We start from the raw sequence: 23,423 nt of genomic DNA on the forward strand, positions 1-23,423 counted from the left end.
GATGCGTCAGCTCCGCGGCCAACATGCGCTCAGCCAGTTGCTTCTTCAGTCGCCCGGCCAGGCCCGATTCCCCGAGAACCGACTCGGCGTTCCTGTTCTGCACCTGCGCCAGCAGTTGATCGATCAGCTCATNGGGGAACAGCTTCGGCGCCTTCGGGTTCTTGCTCTTCCTGGTCACTGTTGTTTCGGTCATTGGACGTTATTTCCGTTATCGTCTCATGACCTCGACACACTAAAAATCTGACAGGCTCGCGGTCGGCGCTTTGGCTCTCACCCAACGCTCACGCTTCAGCTGCCGCATGCGTGCATGCCTTCGTTGTCGGCTAGCGTCGCCAATCTCCTTGCCCCCGAGTCGACGCTTTGCTTGTCAGCCCAGCAAGCTCTCTCTTGGGGTCCGCGTGCGTTGACACCTTGACTTCCAGTGCTTCAGTACGTCTCCAACCGCCTCAACATTTCTTCAACCGCTTCAGCACTTCTCCGGCCTCATTAACAACACTTACTCGCGTTCTCCTCAACATGATCGCTGTGAACGTGGATCCGCAACAGGGCATCGCCCGCACCAGCAAAGTGCTCATTGGCACGCGAGCGCCCGCGTTGACGCACAATGGTCACTGGCTTGCGCCGCGACCGCGCCGTCAGGCAGTGTTTCTGCATGCGCATAAATCTTGCTCGCCAATCCTGTAAACTTACGTATCGCGCTTGCAGATCCGGTATTCAGCACGCAATCGCGCCGCCACCCACACGACTGACATGATGAGCATGATCGAACTCGATCCTCCCGGCTTTCAGCCTCCCCGCCCGATGGCCGGCGACGAGGGCTCCCGGCGCACCGTTCTGTACGGCGGCTACACCGTTTTCAGCGTATTTCAGCCGGTTTTCTCGGTGTCACACCGGCGCGCGATCGGCTATCACGCATCGCTGCGCGCGCACGACGAGCATGCGCTGCAAGTCCCCTCCCATGAAGTCTTCACTCAGGCGGCCCGCCGCGGCGATCTGCTAGAACTCGGCCGGCTGGCGGAATCGCTCCACCTGGGCAACTTCAACGCGTTCGACAGCCACGACGAATGGCTTTTTCTGAGCCTTCACCCAGCCGCGTTGATGGACACGAGTTACGGCGACGCACTGCTCGCCGGCCTCAAGGCGTTGGGCTTGCCGCCGCAACGCGTGGTGCTCGAGGTGTCCGAACAGGCGGGCGGCGAAACGACGCGTTTTGCGGAGATCATCGACGCGCTGCGTAAGTCAGGCTTCCTGATCGCGCTTGATGGCTTTGGCGCGAAACACTCGAACATTGACCGCGTGTGGAACCTGCGCCCCGACATTGTTACGCTCGATCGCTGCATCCTCGCCCAGGCCAGCGAGCATTCTCATATTGAGCGCGTGCTGCCCGGCCTCGTTTCGCTGTTGCATGAATCCGGTCAATTAGTCCTGATGGGCGGTCTGACTACCGAACGCGATGCGTTGATCGCGCTCGAATGCAACGTCGACTTCGTGCAGGGCGCGTTTTTTGCGGGCCCCAGCGTCGAACCGGTCAAGCCCCAAACCGCTGCTGGCTTGATGGACTCGCTGTCTGCAGCACTGCGTGAGCGGGTTGCCGCGCGTGAACGCGCGCAGGCCACGCGGCTCGCGCCGTACGTCACCGCGCTAGAAACCGCAGCGGCTGAACTCGTTGCCGGGCAGTCTGCTGCTGAGGCGACGGCACCGCTGCTCGAACTCGGCGAGACGGCACGCTGCTTCATTCTCGACGGATCAGGACGGCAGATCGGCGACAACGTACTGCCTCCGGGACGCGCGTCGCAACGCGCAAAACGCTTTCGCCCGCTGTTGCATTCCGAAGGCGCAAGCTGGGAGCGTCGGCCGTATTTCATTCAGGCGATGCGTTTGCCGGGCCAAGTCCATCTCACCCCTCCCTATCTTTCAATCAACGAAGCGCATTTGTGCGTGACAGCCTCCATCGCCGCGCATACGCCGAGGGGCACGCAAGTGCTATGCGTAGACATCAACTGGGAAGTCGCAGCCCATCGCAATTGAGTCAAGCGAGCGCCGCCCGATTCGCGCCAGCAACTCCGTGACCGCTGTTCGGCCAAGAACCCGGTTCGCAGCCTGCAATCGGGACGCGTTCGTCACCGCGCGCAACGAAACGATCTTTTCCGCACCGCTGGTCAGGCCGCAGACCAGGCCATCAGGCGACCGCCCATACACTTCGCCGCTTGTCCGGCCGTTGTGCGAGCCTTCCGTGGAGACGTCGATCAACGCGACGACCTCACCCTCGATAAGCAGAGCGATAGACGGCGCGCCGTCCACCGATACCAGTTCGGCATGACTCGCCTGACGCGCAAGCGATGTCAGCTTCTCCATCCAATCGCCAAATGCAGATTCCTGTGCGCGCACAGAGGGTCGGGCGCGCGCCTTGGCCGGTGCTCCCGGCAGGTTTGTTGCCACATCGGCACGCACCGACGCCGCTGGACGCGCCAGCACATTCAGCGGTGCGCACACCGGCTCGTCACTGACCACCTCCGGCGTGTCGCTAAACAGCTCGAGCAAGCTCGCCCGGTCTTGTGTCTTTAGCGCGCTGCGTAAGCGCTCGACGATTCGCGCGTGTACTTGGGCATCGGGCCGTTGCAACGGCGCGCCCGCGCGCTGCAAACGCACCTTCGCCCGATGGACGATCTGGCGGCAACTCGCAGGTGTGCGCTCGAGAATCGCGGCGATCTCTCCGTAGTCACAATCGAACGCTTCGTGCAGCACAAATGCCGCGCGTTCATCAGGTTTGAGACGCTCGAGCAACAGCATCACGCCATACGACATTTCTGCTGCGCGCAAGGCGAGTTCTTCGGCCGATGGCGCGACTTCATCGAGCCACGGCTCGGGCAGCCAGCCGGTGGCTTGCGATTCCCGCTCGCGCTGCACATTTCGCAGACGGTCGATCGCCGCGCGCGTGGTCAGCGTGGTGAGCCAGGCGGCCGGCGTCTGAACCTCGCGCGTATCGGCAAGATGCCACTTGAGCCAGACGTCTTGCACAATGTCTTCCGCCTCCGCGCGGCTGCCGAGCATGCGGTACGCCAACGCGAGCAGACGGGCGCGCACCGCCCCGAAGCTGGATGCCTTGTCGATTTCGTGTTCTTTCATGCCTGGACCTCCAGATCGTGCGTGGTGAAAAGCGCGTGCGCGGCAATGCCGGATTCTTCGGCGGCGCACCGCAAAAGGGCATCCGTTGCAGCTTGACGGTTGGACGGTGCGGCGCGTGACAAATCGGCCAAAAAAATTTTGTCACGCCGCTGGCAGCCGGATCGTCATGGAGACAGCAGCCCACTTCCACGAGGCAAACATGCGTTCCAGCTATACATCCATTACAGGTCTCGGTCTCGTGCCAACCGTCATCGAGCAATCCGGCCGCGGCGAGCGCGCCTACGACATCTATTCCCGTTTGCTGCGCGAGCGCATCGTGTTCCTCGTCGGGCCCGTGAACGAGCAGTCGGCCAGTCTCATTGTGGCGCAACTGCTGTTTCTGGAATCCGAGAACCCCGACAAGGATATTTCTTTTTACATCAACTCACCGGGCGGCTCGGTGTACGACGGCCTAGCCATTTATGACACCATGCAGTTCATCAAGCCGGAGGTGTCGACCTTATGCACCGGCTTTGCCGCGAGCATGGGCACGTTCCTGCTCTGCGCGGGCCAGCGCGGCAAGCGGTATGCGTTGCCCAACGCACGCATCATGATCCATCAGCCTTCAGGCGGCAGCCAGGGCACGGCGGCAGACATCGACATCCAGGCGAAGGAAGTGCTTTATCTGCGCGAACGCCTGAATGCAATCATGGCCGAACGTACAGGACACAGCATCGAGGAAATCGCGCGCGACACAGACCGCGACAATTTTATGTCCGCACTCGCGGCAAAATCCTATGGCCTCGTGGACGAAGTATTGGAAACGCGCGCGGCCCTGAGCTCGTCTCCGGTCGTGTCGGACCGACGCTATGACGTGTAGCGCGGCGCGTCCGTCCGCGTTGGCTGGACAAAAGCTGATCAGCTTCGCTGGAATCGCTATCATGGTCGCGATTCGTCGACTTCGACGAGCGCTTCAATGGAGATATACATGGCGTCATCCAACGAAACCGTCAGCATGGCGCTCTTCTGCGACTTCGAAAATGTCGCGCTGGGCGTGCGCGACGCGAAATACGACAAGTTCGATATCAAGCTGGTGCTCGAACGCCTGCTGCTCAAGGGCAGCATTGTCGTGAAGAAAGCGTACTGCGACTGGGACCGCTACAAGAGTTTCAAGGGTGCGATGCACGAAGCCAACTTCGAATTGATCGAAATCCCGCATGTGCGCCAATCGGGTAAGAACTCAGCGGATATCCGGCTCGTCGTGGACGCGCTAGACCTCTGCTATACGAAGTCACACGTCAATACATTTGTGATCATCAGTGGCGACTCGGATTTTTCGCCGCTGGTCTCGAAATTGCGCGAGAACGCGAAGCAGGTAATCGGCGTGGGCGTGCAGCAATCCACGTCAGACCTGCTGATCGCCAACTGCGACGAGTTCTTTTTTTACGACGACCTCGTCCGCGAAAGTCAGCGCGCCGTTGCGAAGCGGGAGTCGTCGCGTCCACAGAAGGCTGCTCAGCCGACAGGCAAGCCATCGCAGGACGAAGATAAAAGCCGCAGCAAGGAAGACCTCGAAAAGCGCCGCACCAAAGCGGTCGAGATTGCGGTGCAAACGTTCGACGCGCTTGCTTCTGAGCGCGGCGACAGTGGGAAGATCTGGGCATCGGTATTGAAAAATGCGATCAAGCGTCGCAAGCCCGATTTCAACGAGACCTATTATGGTTTTCGTGCGTTCGGCAATCTGCTCGAGGAGGCGCATGCGCGCGGACTGCTGGAATTCGGCCGTGACGAAAAGTCAGGGGCCTATGTATATCGGAGCACGGTCTCCAATGTGCTTGGAGAAAGTGCAGGCGATCAGGCGGCGGAACATCCAGACGAGCGTGTCGATATGCCAGAGGCGATCGAACAGCTTGATGAGCCGCAGACGGTCGAAACGGTGACAGAGCAGACCGGTGCTAAGCACGATCAGCGCCGGCGCGGTCGTGGCAACCGAAAGGGAGGCGCAAGCCAGGAAGTCGCGCGCGAAGTCGAAGGAACCGCGCAAAGAACCGCGCAAGAACCGGCGAAGACCGTTCACCAACAAGGCGGGTACGACGCGACTACTGAAAGCGATGCAGTCATCGGAGTTGTGCACGCGCCCGCGCAGCCAAGCGTGAGTCTCTCGTCGGGTTTGCTTCCAGCGCCTGCTGACCAACCAGACAACGTTTCTACAGAAGCGGACATGGCCGCGGGCACCGACAACCAGCATACCGACGACGCGCCGCCTCAGCGTCGTAAGCAGCGCGAACCACGCAAGACAGCCGCGAAAAAAACCAGGAAGACGGCAGCGCAAACGTCGGCTAACACCGCGGACATCACACCGTCAGCAGCGGAGCCTCCGGTCATCGTGCAGGAACCGTCCGCGCCTAGGAAGAAAGCCGCACGAAAGACGGCGCCGTCACGCAATCGCCGGCCGCGCAAGACAGCGGGAAGCGGCGAAGCCGAATAGTCTCGTTGGCAGACGTGTGGTACATGCGCTTGCATATCTTGTGCGCACGCCATGACTGTCTCACGCACAAGGACCGCCACCCGCGTCTCCTAGTGCGCAATGACGTTCATCGCCCTTGCGGCCGATCCACCGTACGCTGTTTGCAGAATCGAATGTCGCCACCGTCTCGCCACTCCCCCGCCACGCGACGCGCGCACAGCGGCACTCCAACGGGCGACCTGCAAGCGAGGCGCAGGGTGATGCCTGACCGCTCAGCGAAGCGCCGTCAGTAGTACGGATAAGGTGCGTAAATAACCGGCGGCGGCCCGTAGTAACGCGGTCGCGGCGCAACATAGACCGCAGGCGGCGCATAGACCGGTTCCGGCGCGTAGACCGGCACTTGCGGCTGCGCGATCGTGTTGCCTTTGGAGGTCATGCATTGCGCGTAGGCTGCGTCATACCGTGCCTGCAAGCTGTTCGCCGAGTATTGGGCGCCGTTTGCGCCAGCAGCGCCGCCGACAAGCAAACCGCTGCCCGCACCGATAGCCGCGCCCGCGCCGGCGTTGCCCGCCGCCGCGCCGAGAAGCGCCCCGACAGCCGCACCGCCGAACGTGCCAACCGCCGCGCTGTTGACACTGTTTGTGGTCGCGTTCTGGGAAGCGCCGGCAACATCGGACGAATGGAACGCATAGTCGCGGCAAGCGTAATCGTCTTGCTGAAACTGACTGAGCGGCTCGCCGCTGCGCGGCATTGCCACCACCGACGGACCGCTTGGCGGCACCACGGCGCAGCCGCCCAGCAGCGCAAGCGCAACGGCCGCGAGAGGCAGCGCAACGCGGACCGGTTCGAAACGTGGAGTCATCATGGGGCGGGTAGCATGAGTTTGGAGAACACACGTTAAGCCAATCCGCACACAGCATGTTTACCGGATGGTTACCGTGTGTTTTGCGCTGAAACACAAAGGGCGCCGACGGCTTGAGCAGTGCGCCTTGCCCGCTACCGCGGTTACGAACGGTGACAAATTCATCGGGCACGCAAACCGTCAGATGGGCAAGGCGCCGAGATCAGGTCTAGAACGCATTTGGCGTCACAGCGCAGCAACGGGGTCGCAAATCGTCGACCGCGATAACCGATTACTCGCTGTGGTCCGTCGCCTCTTGCGCGGCGAGCCTGGCGCATTGGCCGTCCGCGGCTCGCACAACTGCGATCTTGGCCGCAGCGATTGACATGGATATGGTCTCGCGTTCGTTCCCGGCGACGGTGTGCTGCCACATATCCGCAATAGCGAGTTGCAGCTTGAGCTGCGGGACCAGTGCCCGACCTTTCCCGGACTTCATGCCTACTATCCGAGTCGGCGTCAGAGCTCGAGGGCTTTTCAGTGGTCATAGAAGCGCTTGAAAACGCGCGGTAATGTGCAGCCTCTGGTGTGCCGCGTCTGTTCGAAGCGCTTAACCCCGCCCCGAGCCCGCGATGCGATAGCGGCCACGACGGCGCCCTGCACGAGCAGCGCGACAGAGAATGCGAAGGGCGCCCGGGCAGCCGCTGCTGTCAAAGAGCACGCCTCCGAGCGTCGCGCCCACGGTGGCGACAAACGCGCGCCGGATGGCTTCGATCCGTCCGAGGGGACAGTCGCCTACTATGCGCCGTGGGGCAACATCGCGCTGTTCTACAAAGAACTTTCGGCTATTCGAAATCGCTCGTCAATCTCGGCTCCATCGTCTCATGCCTGGACGCCGTTGCGACGTCGCCGAAATTCAATGCCACTCATCGAACGAGTGAACGACTAACGAAGGCAGATCAAGAACGATGGCGGCTGCAGAGTCGATTGCTGACGGCAGCGAATAATCCGAGGTACTGCCCAGAAAGCAGAAAGCCCTCGTGTCAGAGGGCTTTCGTTTTACTACCGTGTCCAAACCTGTTGCGCCACGTGCTTCGGATTTTTCAATGCTTATCGCACTTATCCAAACGCTGTCGTCGCGCTACAGATCACTGCCGATTCACGCGAAGTTCTTCGACGCGAATTCCCAGTTGACGATGTTCCAGTAAGCTTCGACAAACTTCGGACGTGCGTTGCGGTAGTCGATGTAATACGCGTGTTCCCACACGTCGATGGTGATCAGCGCTTTGGCGTCCGTGGTCAGCGGCGTGGCGGCATTGCTCGTCGACACGAGGTCGAGCGAACCGTCTGCCTTCTTCACGAGCCATGCCCAGCCCGAACCGAACGTGCCGATTGCGGTCTTCGCAAATTCTTCCTTGAACTTGTCGAACGAGCCCCACTTGGCGTTGATTGCATCGGCCAGCGCGCCGGTCGGTGCACCGCCACCTTGCGGCGACAGGCTGTTCCAGAAGAACGTGTGATTCCACACCTGAGCCGCGTTATTGAACACGCCGCCCGACGACTTTTTCACGATTTCTTCGAGCGACAGATTCTCGAACTCAGTGCCCTTGATCAGATTGTTCAGGTTGGTCACATAGGTCTGGTGGTGCTTGCCATAGTGAAACTCGAGCGTCTCTTCCGACATGTGCGGAGCGAGTGCGTTTTTCGCGAACGGCAGCGGCGGGAGCGTATGTTCCATGGTGCTTTCCTTCAGTCTGTATCTGTTGTGGGGAGTCTGCGGATAACGCTTCTGAGCACTCGATTGTAGGCGACTTGGAATAACCCCGCAAACGAGCGGACTTTATGTCCGGCATCGGCGAACAGCCTGCAAAACCGCGTAATTACTGCTGACGTTCGACATGCGCGAACCACATTGGACAGTCAAAAATACTGCTGGTAATCAGGTGCGAGCTGTCAGCGCAATGTCAGAAACCGTCGGCAAGACGCGGCTGCACATCGGCTAGCGCGACGTCGGCGGCGCCCTCGGCGAGATGCAGCGTCAGGCGGCGTCCCGGTTTCAACGACGACGGCGCACGCACGGCCCGACCGGTTTGCGCATCGAGCACCGCGGCATAGCCGCGCTCGAGCGTGCGCTGCGGACTCAGCACCTCGAGCCGCGCCGTCAGCGTCGCGATACGCGCGACCTGACGTTCATGCTGACGTAACAGTGCCGCGTCGAGCCGCTGGGTGAGATTGTCGAGTCTCGCCTGATGCGCGGCGAGCTCCGGACGCCAGCGTTGCCAACGCATGTGCAGCAGCGAAAAACGCGCTCGTGCATCGCGCACCGGCCGTGCTCCCGCCGACGCGAGCCGCGCGGTCAACTGCTGCAAGTGCGTGCGTTGCCGCGCGAGGCGCTCGGCGGGCGACACGAGCCGGCGCGCGAGCCAGTCGAGTTGCTGGGCGCGCCGCTCCATCATCCGGCCGAAGCCGCGTGCGAGCGCGGCGTGCCGATGATCGAGCTCGCGCAACAACAGCACGCGCTGCGGGCTCACCAGTTCGGCGGCGCCTGTAGGTGTCGGCGCACGCACGTCGGCCGCGAAATCCGCGATCGTGAAATCGGTCTCGTGACCGACGCCGCTCACGACGGGAATCGCGCTCTCCGCAATCGCTCGCGCCAGCACTTCTTCGTTAAAGGCCCAAAGGTCTTCGATCGAACCGCCGCCACGGCATACGATCAACACGTCGACTTCGCGCCGCGCGCTGGCTGCGTCGACCATTGCCGCAAGCTTCGCGCTTGCACCCAAGCCTTGCACCGGCGCCGGATAGACGATCACCGGAATATGCGGCGCGCGGCGCGACAGCGTGGTAAGAACATCGCGCAGAGCGGCCGCCTGCAACGATGTGACGATACCGATTGCGCGTGGATGCGACGGCAGCGCGCGCTTGCGTTCGGCGGCAAAGAGCCCTTCGGCCTCGAGCTGAGCCTTGAGGCGCAGGAACGCCTCATAAAGACGGCCCTGCCCGGTCCGCCGCACCGCTTCCACGTTCAACTGCAACTCGCCGCGCGGCTCGTACATCGTGACGAGCGCCCGCACTTCGATACGGTCGCCCTCCTTCGGCGTGAACTCGGCGTACTGCGCGCGCCCGCGGAACATCACGCAACGCATTTGCGCCTGCGCGTCCTTGATCGAAAAGTACCAGTGACCGCTCGCAGCACGCGTGAAGTTCGACACTTCGCCAGCGACCCACACGAGCGGGAACGAGCGTTCGAGCATGCTGCCGATCGCGCGATTCAGAGCGGAAACCGGAACGACGACTTCGCCGCCGGGCATCGTCGACGATGTAAAGGGACTATCGGAATTCATGCGAGGTGACCTGTATGACTGGCCGGACAGACGATAGACCGAGCGGCCATCGGCGTCCAGCGAGGCACGCAAATTGTTAAAAGTGTCCACATGTCGGGACTCGTAAGGCAGATCCCGCCAGGAGACCGGCAAAACTACGGAAAACCGAAACATCCCCTTGATTTATATGAATTTTACTGATGGCCAATGAGAATCATTGCCGATGCGAAGGGCTTGCGACGGCGTTCCTGGCCCAGCGGCGGGCTGGTTCTCCACAAAGTTATCCACAGGCCGCAAATGGGCTGCGCGGCGAAAGCGACGTATAGGAGGCAGCGTCCGCGACTTGCGGGCCGGGACGCGCACGCGCTAGAGTGGCGGGTTCGACAGCATGGCAAAGCCGCGCGTGCGCGGCCACTGCCTTCTCTGCTTTATTTCTCGACCGTCCGGAGAATCGCGTTGATGTCTGTCCCGCGTATTACCCCTGGCGTCGTCTGCACGCCGCTGCTCTCGCGCCGATCCGCGAGCGATGCGCTGCCCGCTCGCACGGTCTGCCGATGAGTGGAATCCTCGATCGTCTGGAAACGCGCATTGCGCGCGAGTGGCAGCACCGCGGACCGCTCGCATGGTCGATGACGCCGCTTGCATGCGTGTTCGGCGCAGTCGCCGCAATACGCCGCGGCGCGTTCTCGCTCGGTTGGCTGAAGTCGGTGCGCGTGGGTGTGCCTGTGGTGGTGGTCGGCAATGTGACCGTGGGCGGCACGGGCAAGACGCCGACCGTGATCGCGCTCGTCGAAGCGTTGCGTGGCGCCGGCTTCAACCCGGGCGTCGTCTCGCGCGGATACGGCGCACGCGTAAAGACGCCCACGCCGGTTACGCCTGCATCGGCGGCCAGCGTCGGCGGCGACGAGCCGTTGCTGATCTCGCGTCGCACCGGCGCGCCGGTTTGGGTGTGCCCCGACCGCGTGGCGGCTGCCGAGGCGCTGTGCGCAGCGCACCGCGACGTCGACGTAATCGTCAGCGACGACGGCCTTCAGCACTACCGCCTCGCGCGTGACGCCGAACTCGTGGTGTTCGATCACCGGCTCGGCGGCAACGGTTTTCTTCTACCGGCAGGTCCGCTGCGCGAGCCGCTCTCGCGTCGTCGCGACGCCACACTGATCAACGACCCGTACGCGAAGACGCTGCCTGCGTGGCCGAACACGTTTGCGCTGGAACTCGCGCCCGCCGACGCGTGGCACCTGGAGAACCCCGCGTTGCGTCGTCCGCTCGCGCAATTCAACGGCGAGCGCGTGCTGGCCGCCGCTGGCATCGGCGCGCCGGAGCGTTTTTTCGCCACGTTGCGCGCCGCGGGCCTCGCGCCCGAGACCCGCGCGCTGCCGGATCACTATGCGTTCGAGCGCAATCCTTTTACTGACGCGGACGCCGACGCCATCCTGATAACAGAAAAGGATGCGGTAAAATTAGGGTTCTGGCGCGACGCGCGCATCTGGGTCGTTCCCGTCGAAGCCGCGCTCGATCATCGCCTCATTGCATTAGTTGTGGAGAAAGTCCGTGGACGCTCGCCTGCTTGAAATCCTCGTCTGCCCGATCTGCAAGGGCCCGCTCAGCTACGACCGTTCCGCGCAGGAACTGATCTGCAACGCCGACAAGCTCGCCTATCCGATCCGCGACGGCATCCCCGTCATGCTGGTCGACGAAGCGCGGCAGACGGTCGAAGGCACGCCGGTTGACCTCAATCCGGGGTCCGTGGCCTGACGCGGATCGGGCTAACGTCGGGCGGATCGGCGGAGATCGCATTCGGGAATAGCGTGAACAGCGTGTTGGCGGCGACCATGTTGTGAGCGTGGCCGCCTGCCTGCTGCGCTGGCTCTTTGCCGATTGACTCGCTGCTCGTTGCTAACGCTCCTAGCTGCGATATCGGCCCCGATGCTGATTTGGTGTCGGCCCGGCTACTCGCTCCGATGTCGCTCCCCGTTGCTGGCTCACGCGCACTTCGTCTCTGTTCACATCCCTCCACCCTTGCGCTCATCTCTCCGATGACCCACACCCACACCGCCACGCCCCCGTTCATTGCCGTCGTCCCCGCGCGTCTCGCGTCGAGCCGGTTGCCCAACAAGCCGCTCGCCGATATCGGCGGCAAGCCGATGGTCGTGCGGGTTGCCGAGCGTGCACGAGAGTCGGGCGCGCAGCAGGTGTTGATCGCGTCGGACGCGCAGTCGGTGCTCGACGCGGCCCGCGAGCACGGTTTCGAAGCCGTGCTGACGCGCGCCGACCATCCGTCGGGCACCGACCGTCTTGCCGAAGTCGCGTCGCAATTCGGCTGGAGCGACGAGACGATCGTCGTGAACGTGCAAGGCGATGAACCGCTGATCGATCCGGCTCTCGTGCGCGGCGTCGCGTCGCACCTCGCGGCAACGAGCGAGTGCGCGATTGCGACGGCCGCGCATCCGATCGTCGACGCAGCGGAGATTTTCAATCCGAACGTGGTCAAGGTCGTGCTCGATGCGCGCAGCGTGGCGCTCTACTTCTCTCGCGCGCCGATACCTTGGGCGCGCGACGCCTATCAGCCGCACTGGCCCGACCTCGCGTCGATGCCCGCGCCGCCCGCGCCCGCAGTGGTTCATCGGCATATCGGACTGTATGCGTATCGCGCGAAGTTCCTGCGCACGTATCCCGATCTTGCGATTTCTCCTATCGAACAGGTCGAAGCGCTCGAGCAATTGCGGGCGATGTGGCACGGCGAGCGTATCGCGGTCCTAATCACGCCGGAGGTGCCGCTTCCGGGCGTGGACACGCCCGCGGATCTGGCGCGCGTGCGGGCTTTATTCGGGTCTTGAGCGCAAAAAGCCGTGGCATAATCGGACGCTTGTGCGCACCTCCCGTTATCAGCGAGAGCCTGGTTTGCCCGGTCGCGCCGTATGTGTTTCTCGCAGCGCCGTCGTCGACGTGCAGCGCGAGACTCAAACGGCAGCCGATGCGGGCCCCTCGCCCCTCGTGGGATCGCTGCAGCGCCCCAAAGAATTCACATAGATCTGGAGATACACATGCGTTTGATCCTTTTGGGTGCGCCCGGCGCGGGTAAGGGCACTCAGGCCAACTTCATCAAGGAAAAATTCGGCATTCCGCAAATTTCCACCGGTGACATGCTGCGCGCCGCCGTCAAGGCAGGCACGCCGCTCGGTCTCGAAGCAAAGCGCTTCATGGACGCAGGCGAACTCGTCACAGACGAACTGATCATCAACCTGGTGAAAGAGCGCCTGCAACAGCCGGACTGCGCAAACGGCTATCTGTTCGACGGCTTTCCGCGCACCATTCCGCAAGCAGAGGCGATGAAGCAGGCAGGCGTCGCAATCGACTACGTGCTGGAAATCGACGTACCGTTCGACGAGATCATCGTGCGTATGAGCGGCCGCCGCTCGCATGCCGCGTCGGGGCGCACGTATCACGTCAAGTTCAATCCGCCGAAGGTCGAGGGACTCGACGACGTGACCGGCGAGCCGCTGATCCAGCGCGAGGACGACAAGGAAGAAACGGTCAAGAAGCGTTTGCAGGTGTATGAAGCGCAGACCAAGCCGTTGATCGACTACTACAATGGCTGGGCGAAAAACGGCGACGCAACCACTCCGCTACAAGCGCCGCAATACCGCCGCATTTCTGGCTTGGGCACGGTCGAGGAAATCCGCGACCGGGTATTCCACGCGTTGAAGTAAATTCAACCGCGCAGCATTCGCTGGCAAAAAACCCGCCCCTTTTCCGGCGGGTTTTTTATTGCATTGAGCACGCACGTTTTAATTTGCTCTTTCGTCACGGCGATGTGGGATTATCAATGATCGAAAACCGGGTCGCTCCGGACATGACTTACCGTATCAAGGCAAAGGAGAAGAAATGGAGATTCGTGACAATGTATTCCTGATCACCGGCGGTGCATCGGGTCTGGGAGCCGCCACCGCGCGTCTTCTCGCGGAGAACGGCGGCAAGGTCGTGCTGGCCGATCTTAATCAGGATACGGGCGCGGCGCTCGCCAAAGAGCTTGGCGGCGTCTTCGTCAAGTGCGACGTGAGCCGCGAAGACGACGCGACGCAAGCGGTTGAAGCCGCCACGAAGTTGGGCACGCTGCGCGGCCTCGTCAACTGCGCGGGGGTTGCGCCCGCCGTCAAGACGGTCGGCAAGGATGGCCCGCATCCGCTCGACGCGTTCACGCGCACGATCTCGATCAACCTGATCGGCACGTTCAATATGATTCGCCTCGCGGCCACCGCGATGTCGAAGAACGAGCCGAATGCGAACGGCGAGCGCGGCGTAATCATCAGTACCGCTTCAGTCGCCGCATACGACGGTCAGATCGGTCAGGCGGCGTACGCGGCGTCGAAGGGCGGCGTGGTCGGCATGACGCTGCCCATCGCACGCGACCTGTCGCGCAACGCGATCCGCGTCATGACGATCGCGCCGGGCATCTTCGAAACGCCGATGCTGCTCGGCATGCCGCAAGAGGTGCAGGACGCACTCGGCGCAATGGTGCCGTTCCCGCCGCGTCTCGGAAAGCCGGTCGAATACGCGATGCTCGCCAAGCAGATTTTCGATAACCCGATGCTCAATGGCGAAGTGATCCGCCTCGACGGCGCGATTCGCATGCAGCCGAAGTAACGGCAACTATACGACGCCGGACGTCGGACGTCGCTGTGGCCACGGCGCCGCGAATTCCGGCATCCATAACGAAAACGCCTGCACGTTGGTTACGTGCAGGCGTTTTCTTTTGAAGCGCTCGAAAGCGTCGTTTGCTAGTCGCGATCGTTGTGCTGCGTGCGCTGACGCAACTCCTGCAACTGCGACTCCACGACCGTCGCGTCTTCGGCATCGGGACGCTCGCCGAGATAACGCTCGAGGTCTTCGAGCGCCGGGCGCAGATAGTCGAGGCGCGCGTATGCGAAACCGCGGTCGCGAATCTCTTCGATACTTTCGGGCAACAGAATCGCGAGGCGCTGCTGCACGGCAAGCAGGCGCTGCCAGCGCTCCGTCTGCAAATACGTGGACTTCAGATTGCGCAACATGCGCGCGATGATCTCGCGCCGCGTGGCCGGTTGCAGCAGCATGCGCAGCGCCCTGCTCACCGATTCGCCGGCCGACGCCACATACGGCTCGAGCATGTCGACCATTTCCGACTCCGACAGCGAGTGTCCGCTCGTCGGATCGAGCATCACGTCGCCGTCGGGCGTCGTCACGCGCAACAGAAAATGTCCGGGAAACGACACGCCGCGCGCCGGAATGCCGACCTGCTCGGCCATTTCCAGATACAGGACGGCGAGCGAAATGGGAATGCCGCGGCGACGCTTGAGCACCGCGTTCAGGTGACTGTTGTCGGGGTCGTAATAGTCGTTCAGATTGCTCGCGAAGCCGAGTTCGCGGAAGAAAAACCGGTTCAGGACGCCGACTTTTTGACGGATGTCGGCGTCGTCCGGCATGCGACGCTGCAGGCGCACCACCAGTTCGTCGATCTCGGCCAGCGTGGCTTGCAGATCAAGGTCAGGGTAAGCATCCTGCGCGAGCGAGAGCGCCGCCTCTGTCAGCGGCAAGCTTTCGTCTTCGGCGACGAGCGTGCTGAAATAGTCGAGAACTCGCGTCATCGTAATCACTTCACTCGCCTTTTGAAATACGCGTACTTGAAGCCCATCAGCCAAAGCATACCGAAATATAGCGCGGCAAACAGCACGAGGCAGGCGCCCAGCAGCGCGATGCGCTGAATCGGCCGGTCGTGCATGCCGATCCAGTCGAAGCTCTGAGCCAGCCAATGCATCAGGCCGGCAAGCACAAGGCACGCGCCGAGCAACTGCACAAAAAACTTGAGCCAGCCGCTCGACGGCGCATAGATGCCGCGCTTGCGCAATCCGAGAAACAGCAACAGCGCGTTGCCGCAAGCGCCGAGCCCGACGCTCAGCGTGAGCCCTGCATGCGCGAAGATCGGCACGAACACATAGTTGCTCAACTGCGTGAGAACCAGCACGCCGATGCCGATTTTCACCGGCGTCTTGATGTCCTGCTTCGCGTAAAAGCCCGGCGCGAGGATCTTGATCAGAATCAGACCGATCAGGCCGACGCCGTAAGCGGCAAGCGCACGTGCCACCATCACGACCGAGTTGCCGTCGAACTTGCCGTAGTGAAAGAGCGTGGCCGTCAGCGGCTGCGCGAAGAAGAAGAGCGCGACCGCGCTCGGCGCGGCCAGCAGGAAGGTGACGCGCAAGCCCCAATCGAGCAGCGACGAATATTCGTGAGGATCGGCGTCGACGTGCGCCTTCGACAGACTCGGCAACAAGATCGTGCCGAGCGCCACGCCGAGCAGCGCGGTGGGAAATTCCATCAGCCGGTCGGCGTAATTGATCCACGACACGGCGCCCGGCCCGATACGCGACGCAATGTTCGTGTTGATGATGAGGCTGATTTGCGCGACCGAGACGGCGAACATGGCCGGCACCATCTTCGAAAGCACGCGCTTCACGCCGCGATGCGCGAGCGCACGTACCGGATTCAGGCCGATGCGCGGCACCATGTCGATCTTCTTCAGACCCGGCAGTTGCACGAGGAACTGCAACAGACCGCCGGCGATCACGGCCCACGCAAGCGCATAGACCGGCGTGTGCATACGCGGCGCGAAAAACACGGCGGCAACGATGAACGCCACGTTCAGCAGCACCGGCGCGAACGCGGGCAGCGAAAAATTCTTGTACGTATTCAGAACGCCCGACGCGAGAGACGTCAGCGAAATGAAGATGATGTACGGGAACATGATGCGCGTCATCGTGACCGCTAACGCGTAGGCCTGGCCTTCGTGCGCGAGGCCCGAGGCGACCACGAACACCACGCCCGACGCGCCCAGCACGCCGATCAGCGACAGCACCGCAAGCGCCCAGGCGAGCACGGTCGATGTTGCGTCGACGAGCGCCTTCGTGGCGTCATGCCCCTGCTGGTTCTTGAACTCGGCGAGGATCGGCACGAAGGCCTGCGAGAACGCGCCCTCGGCGGAAATGCGGCGCAGCAGGTTGGGAATGCGGAAGGCGACGTAGAAGGCGTCAGTGTATTGACTGGCGCCGAACGCGCGAGCGATCAGCGTTTCGCGGGCCAGTCCGGTCACGCGCGAGAGCAGCGTGAAGCCGCTGACCGTCAGCAAGGCTCGGAATAGATTCATGGGGCGCTTATTATACGGGTGCCGCAAATGCGGACGACGAGCCGGGAAGCGATTCGGACCGATTTACTCGGCGGACGTTCGACTCGGACAGCGAATTCGGATGCTTTTGTTGCACTCGGCGCGGGCGACCGCAGATGGCGCGCGTCTGTAGACAGGGTTGGGCTGGCGGACCGCACCGTGCCCCGCCAGCTAGGACCTCTCGTCCCACCGGCGCATTTCCGTTGCCACGTCCCTGATTTTGTTGCTATAATCGCCGGTTTCGAAGCTCGCTCAGTTCGCGGACGGCTTCCGGACAGGGTTGAGGTTGGCACCGAGTTGTCTGTCGCCCGCCTCCAATACGCCGGAACATGGCGCCGCAAGCACGGCCCGCCTTCGCGTAGTTCGATCGTTTTTCGACACTTTTGCGCTCTTGGGCAATCGCTTCCAAGAGTTCGGATCTAAAAGCAGCGCCTCACCACTTGAAGGTCAGGTACTGGAAACAGGAACAGGATAAGGAACCGTCATGGCTAACTCCGCACAAGCACGCAAGCGCGCCCGCCAGGCCGCCAAGGCAAACTCGCACAACTCGGCACTGCGTTCGAAGTTCCGCACGGCTATCAAGGCAGTGCGCAAGGCGATCGACGCCGGCGACAAGGCTAAGGCCGCTGAAATCTTCCAGGCATCGTCGAAGACCATCGACATCATTGCCGACAAGAAAATCGTTCACAAGAACAAGGCAGCTCGCCATAAGAGCCGCCTCGCCGCAGCCATCAAGGGTCTGCAGGCGTCCGCAGCACAGTAATTCCGGTCAGCCCGCTTCGGCGGGCTACCTCCTGTTTCCGCTGCGCATGAAAGCCCGCTTTGGCGGGCTTTTTTGTTTGTGGCGAATGACTTGCGGATCACTGCAACGCCAGCATTAAAAAACCCGCTGATGGCGGGTTTTTTCTTTATCTGCAGAGCGTGCGCGTTTGCCTTAGATGCTGTGTCGCCTGCTTTGCGGTGGCGGGGCATGCTCCAGTTCCAGTTCGCACGCTTCGGTCACCACGAGGTCGTTGTCTTTCGCAAAGTTCATGACGAAGTCGAAAGCCATCGGTTCAATGTCGCGCAAGCGCGAGTCGAGAATCACGCACTTGAGGTCACCGATCATGGTTGGCCGTACATACAACGAGTACTGCATGTAAGCGTTAGGGCCCTTCCTCGCGCCCGGGCCGAAAGATGACATCACGCCCGCGAGCCGCTCCGACCAGTCGCTCGGCCGGAATCTTTTTCCCGTCGACGTGATGCCCTGAATGAAATATTCGGTTGGAGCTGCTTCGGCCATGTAGGAATACCTGTGTGACTGCCCAGCGGATGTCGGCGACAGCAAGCAAAAAACAGACTTCGAAAGGCTGTACCTGGCGTGTGAGCCGCTCGGGAGAGCCGCGCCGCCGGAGACCATGAAGGGCCGGCTGAGCCGCCGCGGCGCACGTTGAGACGGCGCACTGCGAACTGCCTTTGCAAAACCGCGCGAGCATGCAAGCCATGCCCCCACCGAAGCGAAGCACCGGCCGCTGGGCCTTGGAATAACCCGCAGATTATAGCGCAGCGGGTCTTTTTCCGCACTGCACACAAGCTGTCTCTGACAGGCGCGCAAGGCTTTCAAAGCACTTTCCCGGCCTGTTGGCCGACTCGTCAAACGAGGCGAAATCCTTTATGCTGCATTGAGTTACCACAAAACGACGGCGGTGCCGTCCGGCAATCCTGCCGGGTGCAACCGCCGTATTTGTTTCATGACCGCCAAGAAAATTCGCCACTATTTGCAGTTCAAGGATTTCTCGCTAGACGACTACGAGTACGTGTTGGAACGCGCGCGAATTCTGAAGCGCAAGTTCAAGAGCTACGAGACTTACCATCCGCTGCACGACCGCACGCTCGCCATGATCTTCGAAAAGAATTCGACGCGCACGCGGCTGTCGTTCGAAGCCGGCATTTTCCAGTTGGGCGGCCACGCCGTGTTCATGAGCACGCGCGACACGCAATTGGGTCGCGGCGAACCGATCGAAGACGCGGCGCAGGTGATCTCGCGCATGGTGGACATCATCATGATCCGAACGTTCGGCCAGGACATCATTCAGCGCTTCGCCGAAAATTCGCGCGTGCCGGTGATCAACGGGCTGACCAACGAATATCACCCCTGTCAGGTGCTGGCGGATATTTTCACGTACGTCGAACATCGCGGCCCGATTCGCGGCAAGACGGTTGCGTGGGTCGGCGACGCGAACAACATGCTGTACACGTGGATCGAAGCGGCGCAAATTCTCGGCTTCAAGCTGCGCCTGTCCACGCCGCCGGGTTACAAGCTCGACCGCGCGCTCGTCGCCGCCGAAAGCGCGCCGTTCTACGAAGAATTCGACGACCCGAACGAAGCCTGCGCGGGCGCCGATCTGGTGACTACCGACGTGTGGACTAGCATGGGCTTCGAAGCCGAAAACGAAGCGCGCAAAAAGGCCTTTGCCGACTGGTGTGTCGACGCGGAAATGATGTCGCGCGCCCATGCGGATGCGCTTTTTATGCACTGTCTGCCGGCCCATCGCGGTGAAGAGGTGAGCGCGGAAGTGATCGACGGTCCGCAGAGTGTCGTGTGGGACGAGGCCGAAAACCGTCTGCACGTGCAGAAGGCGTTGATGGAATATCTGCTGCTCGGCAAGCTCAATCACTGATCCGGCCGCTCGGCAGCATCTGCGTGGAGCGCGATGGGGCCTTGTTATAAGGCATCCGCACCGGTATCGCGCACAGCGCCGAAGCGCACCATCGCAAATGACCCCGGCAAACTTCGTCGCACCCACCCAAAAACGCGGCCACGCGGCGATTTAGTGTCAAAATAGTTCTTTTCCGCGCTCCGGAATCGCCGGCGCGTTGTTTTCCCGCTTTCTCCAGCTACGAGTTCACCATGAGCGATATCAAGAAAGTCGTGCTCGCCTATTCGGGCGGCCTCGACACCTCCGTCATCCTGAAGTGGTTGCAGGACAACTACGACGCCGAAGTCGTCACGTTCACGGCCGACATCGGCCAGGGCGAAGAACTGGAACCGGCGCGTAAGAAAGCACTGCAACTTGGCATCAAGCAGGAAAACATCTTCATCGAAGACTTGCGCGAAGAATTTGTCCGCGACTTCGTATTCCCGATGTTCCGCGCCAATACGATTTATGAAGGCGAGTATCTGCTGGGTACGTCGATCGCGCGTCCGCTGATTGCCAAGCGTCAGATCGAAATCGCCCGTGCCACCGGCGCCGAGGCGGTGTCACACGGCGCGACCGGCAAGGGTAACGACCAGGTTCGTTTCGAACTCGGTTACTACGCGCTGGAGCCGGGCATCAAGGTGATCGCGCCGTGGCGTGAATGGGATCTGCTGTCGCGCGAAAAGCTGCTCGCTTACGCGGAAAAAGCTGGCATTCCGATCGAAATGAAGCACAAGCAAGGCGGTGCGCCCTACTCGATGGACGCGAACCTGCTGCACATCTCGTTCGAAGGCCGTCACCTGGAAGACCCGAAGGCGGAAGCCGAACCCGACATGTGGCGTTGGACGGTGTCGCCGGAACAGGCGCCGGACCAGGCTGAATACGTCGACATCGAATACGAGCACGGCGATCCGGTTGCGATCAACGGCAAGCGTCTGTCGGCGGCGGAAATGCTGACCGAGTTGAACCGTTTGGGCGGCAAGCACGGTATCGGCCGTCTTGATCTGGTGGAAAACCGCTACGTCGGCATGAAGTCGCGCGGCTGCTATGAAACGCCGGGCGGCACGATCATGCTGAAGGCGCACCGCGGCATCGAGTCGATCACGCTCGACCGCGAAGTCGCGCACCTGAAAGACGACCTGATGGCCCGCTACGCGTCGCTGATCTATAACGGCTACTGGTGGAGCCCGGAGCGCCGCGCAATCCAGGTGCTGATCGACCATACGCAGGAGAAGGTCAACGGCTGGGTGCGCGTGAAGCTGTACAAGGGCAGCGTGTCGGTAGTCGCTCGCGATTCGAAGGAAACGCTGTTCGACAAGACAATCGCAACGTTCGACGACGACGGCGGCGCGTACAACCAGGCCGACGCCGGCGGCTTCATCAAGCTGAACGCGCTGCGCATGCGGATTGCGGAAAATGCCCGCCGTCAGCGCGGCTAACTGAGAACATTCGGCGGAAGCTAGCTTCGCGCGTCAGCAAAACTTGGCGCCGAACGCATAGCCTTGTCGCTGGACAGCTAAGAGCAGAAGGCCCGGCGGGAGTTCAAACACGCGCCGCCGTGCGGCCAGGCTCGAACGTTCGGTCAGGGGCCAGTTTTTCCGCCCCTCCGTCGGTGCGTCAACCGCCAGTGCATTAAGCCCGAACCCAAAAAGGCGCCGCGAGGAAACTCCGGCGCCTTTTCCGTTTACGCCGCAAATTGCGACAAGCGGCGACAAGCGGCGCGTCTCACATCATCACAAGCAAACCGGCTCGATTTCAAGTTCGACGCCAAACCTCACCAGCACATCGTGTTGAATCGCTCGCGCAAGCGCCAGCACCTCCGCCCCACTCGCACCGCCACGATTCACCAGCACCAGCGCCTGGCGCTCGTGAACGCCGGCAGCGCCCATCGCACGGCCCTTCCAGCCGCACCGGTCGATCAGCCAGCCCGCTGCGAGTTTCACCCGTCCGTCCGGCTGCGCGTAGGACACAACATCCGGTTGCCTCTTTTTTAGAGCCTTGAATTGCTCGGCGCTCACCACCGGATTCTTGAAAAAGCTGCCCGCGTTACCGAGTTCGAGCGGATCGGGCAGCTTCGCACGCCGCACCGCCACGACGGCGTCGAAGATGGCCTGTGCGTCGGGTTGCTTACCGTTCGCGGCATAGCCATTGGACGCGAGTTCCCGCGCGAGATCCGCATAACCCGCACGCGGTTGCCAAGCTTTCGGCAAACGGAAAGTCACCGACGTGATCACGAGACGATTGCGCCCTTCGCGCTTGAAAAAGCTGTCGCGGTAGCCGAACGCGCAGTCGTGCGCATCGAGCTCGACCGTCTCACCGGACGCAAGTTCGACGGCCCGCAACGACGCAAAGCGCTCGCACATCTCAAGCCCGTACGCGCCGATGTTTTGAATCGGCGCCGCGCCCACGGTTCCCGGAATCAGCGCGAGATTCTCAAGGCCCGGCAGGCCTTGCTTCAGCGTCCATGCAACAAACTCGTGCCACGGCTCGCCTGCGGCCGCTTCGACATACACCGCGTCGGCGTCCTCGCCCACAACCCGGCGTCCGCGCAACGCCACGAGCAGCACGAGTCCCGCGAAGTCGCCGGTCAGCACGACATTGCTGCCGCCACCAAGCACGAGGCGCGGCAAGCCGGCCGCGCGCGGATCGCGCACCGCCGCCATCAACTGCGTTTCGCGTTCGATGCGGCACGCCCACTGCGCGCGCACATCCAGGCCGAACGTGTTGTGCGCCTTCAGCGGATAGCCGGCAACGAATCCGGTGGAATCGGTTCGAGACATTGAATAAGGACTAGAGGGAAACGGACTTCGCGCTGCGACCGCGCGGCGGCCTTGGGCAAATGGGGGCGGCGTCGGTAAAATGACGTCGGTCCGTGATTATAGCGAGTGCCTCGTGACCAGCCGCCGGCCGCGTCACACACCGCAGCACTATTGGGAGAATGCAATGCCATCGTTTGACGTCGTCTGCGAAGCGAACATGATCGAAGTCAAGAACGCGATCGAGCAGTCCAACAAGGAAATCTCAACCCGCTTCGACTTCAAAGGGTCCGACGCGCGCGTCGAACACAAGGAGAACGAAATCACCGCCTATGCGGACGATGATTTCAAGCTCGGCCAAGTGAAAGACGTGCTGCTGTCGAAAATGGCCAAGCGCAACGTGGATGTGCGCTTTCTCGACTACGGCAAGATCGAGAAGATCGGCGGCGACAAGGTCAAGCAGGTCATCAAGATCAAGAAAGGCGTGTCGGGCGATCTGTCGAAGAAAATCGTGCGACTCGTGAAGGACAGCAAGATCAAGGTTCAGGCGAGCATTCAGGGCGACGCGGTTCGCATCACCGGAGGAAAACGCGACGATCTGCAAAGCGTGATTGCGATGCTGCGCAAGGACGTGACCGACACGCCGCTCGACTTCAACAACTTTCGCGATTGAGGCGTTGCTTCACCGACGCAGCGCGTAAGCGGTGGCGCGCGCTGCAACGGCAAGCGCGGGCGCAACGGCTGGGAGCGCGATGCGGTGCCGCAGCGCGCAGCCGCGGCACGCAAAAGCAGCCGGCAAATGCAGCGGCAGAGCCTGTCAGATTTTTAGTGTGTCGAGGTCATGAGACGATAACGGAAATAACGTCCAATGACCGAAACAACANTGACCAGGAAGAGCAAGAACCCGAAGGCGCCGAAGCTGTTCCCCGATGAGCTGATCGATCAACTGCTGGCGCAGGTGCAGAACAGGAACGCCGAGTCGGTTCTCGGGGAATCGGGCCTGGCCGGGCGACTGAAGAAGCAACTGGCTGAGCGCATGTTGGCCGCGGAGCTGACGCATC

The 23,423-nt window shown here is 61.9% G+C and carries 21 protein-coding genes and 3 pseudogenes; 15 read left to right on the forward strand and 9 right to left on the reverse strand.

The window, feature by feature from the left end; genetic code table 11:
* A pseudogene (locus F759_RS0132240) lies at positions 1-193 on the reverse strand (IS256 family transposase); the annotation flags it as partial.
* 560 nt (positions 194-753) lie between these two features.
* On the opposite strand from F759_RS0132240, the gene F759_RS0132250 reads away from it, so the two are divergent.
* On the forward strand, positions 754-2,028 hold the full coding sequence (locus F759_RS0132250; RefSeq protein ID WP_036025776.1) for an EAL domain-containing protein: 1,275 nt from the start codon (positions 754-756) through the stop codon (positions 2,026-2,028).
* Here F759_RS0132250 and F759_RS0132255 read toward each other — a convergent pair.
* Positions 1,984-3,126, reverse strand: a complete 1,143-nt coding sequence (locus F759_RS0132255) for a sigma-70 family RNA polymerase sigma factor (protein WP_027803473.1) — start codon at positions 3,124-3,126, stop codon at positions 1,984-1,986. The genes F759_RS0132250 and F759_RS0132255 overlap by 45 nt on opposite strands.
* A gap of 199 nt (positions 3,127-3,325) precedes the next feature.
* Here F759_RS0132255 and clpP point away from each other — a divergent pair, with 199 nt between their 5' ends.
* Both clpP and F759_RS0132265 read left to right on the forward strand, forming a co-directional pair.
* The gene (gene clpP, locus F759_RS0132260; protein WP_027803474.1) at positions 3,326-3,985 is read left to right on the forward strand and encodes an ATP-dependent Clp endopeptidase proteolytic subunit ClpP; all 660 of its coding nucleotides are present in this window, start codon (positions 3,326-3,328) and stop codon (positions 3,983-3,985) included.
* Between the two features lie 108 nt (positions 3,986-4,093).
* Positions 4,094-5,593, forward strand: coding sequence for an NYN domain-containing protein (locus F759_RS0132265; RefSeq protein WP_027803475.1), 1,500 nt, complete (start codon positions 4,094-4,096; stop codon positions 5,591-5,593).
* A 265-nt stretch (positions 5,594-5,858) separates the two neighbouring features.
* On the opposite strand, the gene F759_RS0132270 is transcribed toward F759_RS0132265, so the two are convergent.
* Positions 5,859-6,434, reverse strand: coding sequence for a glycine zipper family protein (locus F759_RS0132270; protein WP_027803476.1), 576 nt, complete (start codon positions 6,432-6,434; stop codon positions 5,859-5,861).
* Positions 6,435-6,801: 367 nt separating this feature from the next.
* Between F759_RS0132270 and F759_RS44545 the strand changes: the two are divergent.
* Positions 6,802-6,960, forward strand: a pseudogene (locus F759_RS44545) (LysR family transcriptional regulator); the annotation flags it as partial.
* Between the two features lie 36 nt (positions 6,961-6,996).
* Positions 6,997-7,359, forward strand: coding sequence for a cyclophilin-like fold protein (locus F759_RS45305; RefSeq protein WP_407668566.1), 363 nt, complete (start codon positions 6,997-6,999; stop codon positions 7,357-7,359).
* Between the two features lie 210 nt (positions 7,360-7,569).
* Here F759_RS45305 and sodB read toward each other — a convergent pair whose 3' ends face one another.
* Positions 7,570-8,148, reverse strand: a complete 579-nt coding sequence (gene sodB / locus F759_RS0132280) for a superoxide dismutase [Fe] (protein ID WP_006050063.1) — start codon at positions 8,146-8,148, stop codon at positions 7,570-7,572.
* Between the two features lie 226 nt (positions 8,149-8,374).
* Positions 8,375-9,754: an exodeoxyribonuclease VII large subunit gene (gene xseA / locus F759_RS0132285; protein ID WP_027803478.1), complete on the reverse strand. Its 1,380-nt coding sequence runs from the start codon at positions 9,752-9,754 to the stop codon at positions 8,375-8,377.
* A 533-nt stretch (positions 9,755-10,287) separates the two neighbouring features.
* Between xseA and lpxK the strand changes: the two genes are divergently transcribed.
* The 5 genes from lpxK (at position 10,288) to F759_RS0132310 (ending at position 14,377) form a co-directional block, all read left to right on the forward strand.
* The gene (lpxK, locus tag F759_RS0132290; protein ID WP_027803479.1) at positions 10,288-11,304 is read left to right on the forward strand and encodes a tetraacyldisaccharide 4'-kinase; all 1,017 of its coding nucleotides are present in this window, start codon (positions 10,288-10,290) and stop codon (positions 11,302-11,304) included.
* Complete coding sequence (locus F759_RS0132295; protein WP_006050060.1) at positions 11,285-11,488, forward strand: Trm112 family protein; 204 nt, start codon at positions 11,285-11,287, stop codon at positions 11,486-11,488. The genes lpxK and F759_RS0132295 overlap by 20 nt, the downstream gene beginning before the upstream one ends.
* 281 nt (positions 11,489-11,769) lie before the next feature.
* Entirely contained in the window at positions 11,770-12,570 is an 801-nt protein-coding gene (gene kdsB, locus F759_RS0132300; protein WP_027803480.1) for a 3-deoxy-manno-octulosonate cytidylyltransferase, read from the forward strand.
* Between the two features lie 207 nt (positions 12,571-12,777).
* Positions 12,778-13,443 (forward strand): adenylate kinase, encoded by a 666-nt coding sequence (gene adk / locus F759_RS0132305; protein WP_027803481.1) that lies wholly within the window; start codon positions 12,778-12,780, stop codon positions 13,441-13,443.
* A gap of 175 nt (positions 13,444-13,618) precedes the next feature.
* Positions 13,619-14,377 (forward strand): 3-hydroxyacyl-CoA dehydrogenase, encoded by a 759-nt coding sequence (locus F759_RS0132310; RefSeq protein WP_027803482.1) that lies wholly within the window; start codon positions 13,619-13,621, stop codon positions 14,375-14,377.
* Positions 14,378-14,511: 134 nt separating this feature from the next.
* Here F759_RS0132310 and F759_RS0132315 read toward each other — a convergent pair whose 3' ends face one another.
* Entirely contained in the window at positions 14,512-15,354 is an 843-nt protein-coding gene (locus tag F759_RS0132315; RefSeq protein ID WP_027803483.1) for a SirB1 family protein, read from the reverse strand.
* Positions 15,355-15,359: 5 nt separating this feature from the next.
* On the reverse strand, positions 15,360-16,910 hold the full coding sequence (murJ, locus tag F759_RS0132320; RefSeq protein WP_027803484.1) for a murein biosynthesis integral membrane protein MurJ: 1,551 nt from the start codon (positions 16,908-16,910) through the stop codon (positions 15,360-15,362).
* A gap of 502 nt (positions 16,911-17,412) precedes the next feature.
* On the opposite strand from murJ, the gene rpsT reads away from it, so the two are divergent.
* Entirely contained in the window at positions 17,413-17,691 is a 279-nt protein-coding gene (rpsT, locus tag F759_RS0132325; RefSeq protein ID WP_020069158.1) for a 30S ribosomal protein S20, read from the forward strand.
* Between the two features lie 171 nt (positions 17,692-17,862).
* Here the strand turns inward: rpsT and F759_RS0132330 are convergent, their stop codons facing one another.
* Entirely contained in the window at positions 17,863-18,210 is a 348-nt protein-coding gene (locus F759_RS0132330; protein ID WP_027803485.1) for a DUF3579 domain-containing protein, read from the reverse strand.
* Positions 18,211-18,658: 448 nt separating this feature from the next.
* Between F759_RS0132330 and argF the strand changes: the two genes are divergently transcribed.
* Together argF and F759_RS0132340 are read left to right on the forward strand one after the other, a co-directional pair.
* Positions 18,659-19,588 carry an ornithine carbamoyltransferase gene (gene argF / locus F759_RS0132335; RefSeq protein ID WP_027803486.1) on the forward strand — a complete coding sequence of 310 codons (930 nt, stop codon included), beginning with the start codon at positions 18,659-18,661 and terminating at the stop codon, positions 19,586-19,588.
* Positions 19,589-19,818: 230 nt separating this feature from the next.
* Complete coding sequence (locus tag F759_RS0132340; protein WP_027803487.1) at positions 19,819-21,045, forward strand: argininosuccinate synthase; 1,227 nt, start codon at positions 19,819-19,821, stop codon at positions 21,043-21,045.
* Between the two features lie 294 nt (positions 21,046-21,339).
* Here the strand turns inward: F759_RS0132340 and murB are convergent, their stop codons facing one another.
* The gene (murB, locus tag F759_RS0132345) at positions 21,340-22,386 is read right to left on the reverse strand and encodes a UDP-N-acetylmuramate dehydrogenase (protein ID WP_027803488.1); all 1,047 of its coding nucleotides are present in this window, start codon (positions 22,384-22,386) and stop codon (positions 21,340-21,342) included.
* A gap of 163 nt (positions 22,387-22,549) precedes the next feature.
* Between murB and F759_RS0132350 the strand changes: the two genes are divergently transcribed.
* Positions 22,550-23,035 (forward strand): YajQ family cyclic di-GMP-binding protein, encoded by a 486-nt coding sequence (locus tag F759_RS0132350; protein ID WP_007180572.1) that lies wholly within the window; start codon positions 22,550-22,552, stop codon positions 23,033-23,035.
* A gap of 195 nt (positions 23,036-23,230) precedes the next feature.
* Positions 23,231-23,423, forward strand: a pseudogene (locus F759_RS0132355) (IS256 family transposase); the annotation flags it as partial.

The sequence above is a fragment of the Paraburkholderia dilworthii genome (assembly GCF_000472525.1).
In the GTDB taxonomy this organism is placed as follows: Bacteria; Pseudomonadota; Gammaproteobacteria; order Burkholderiales; family Burkholderiaceae; genus Paraburkholderia; species Paraburkholderia dilworthii.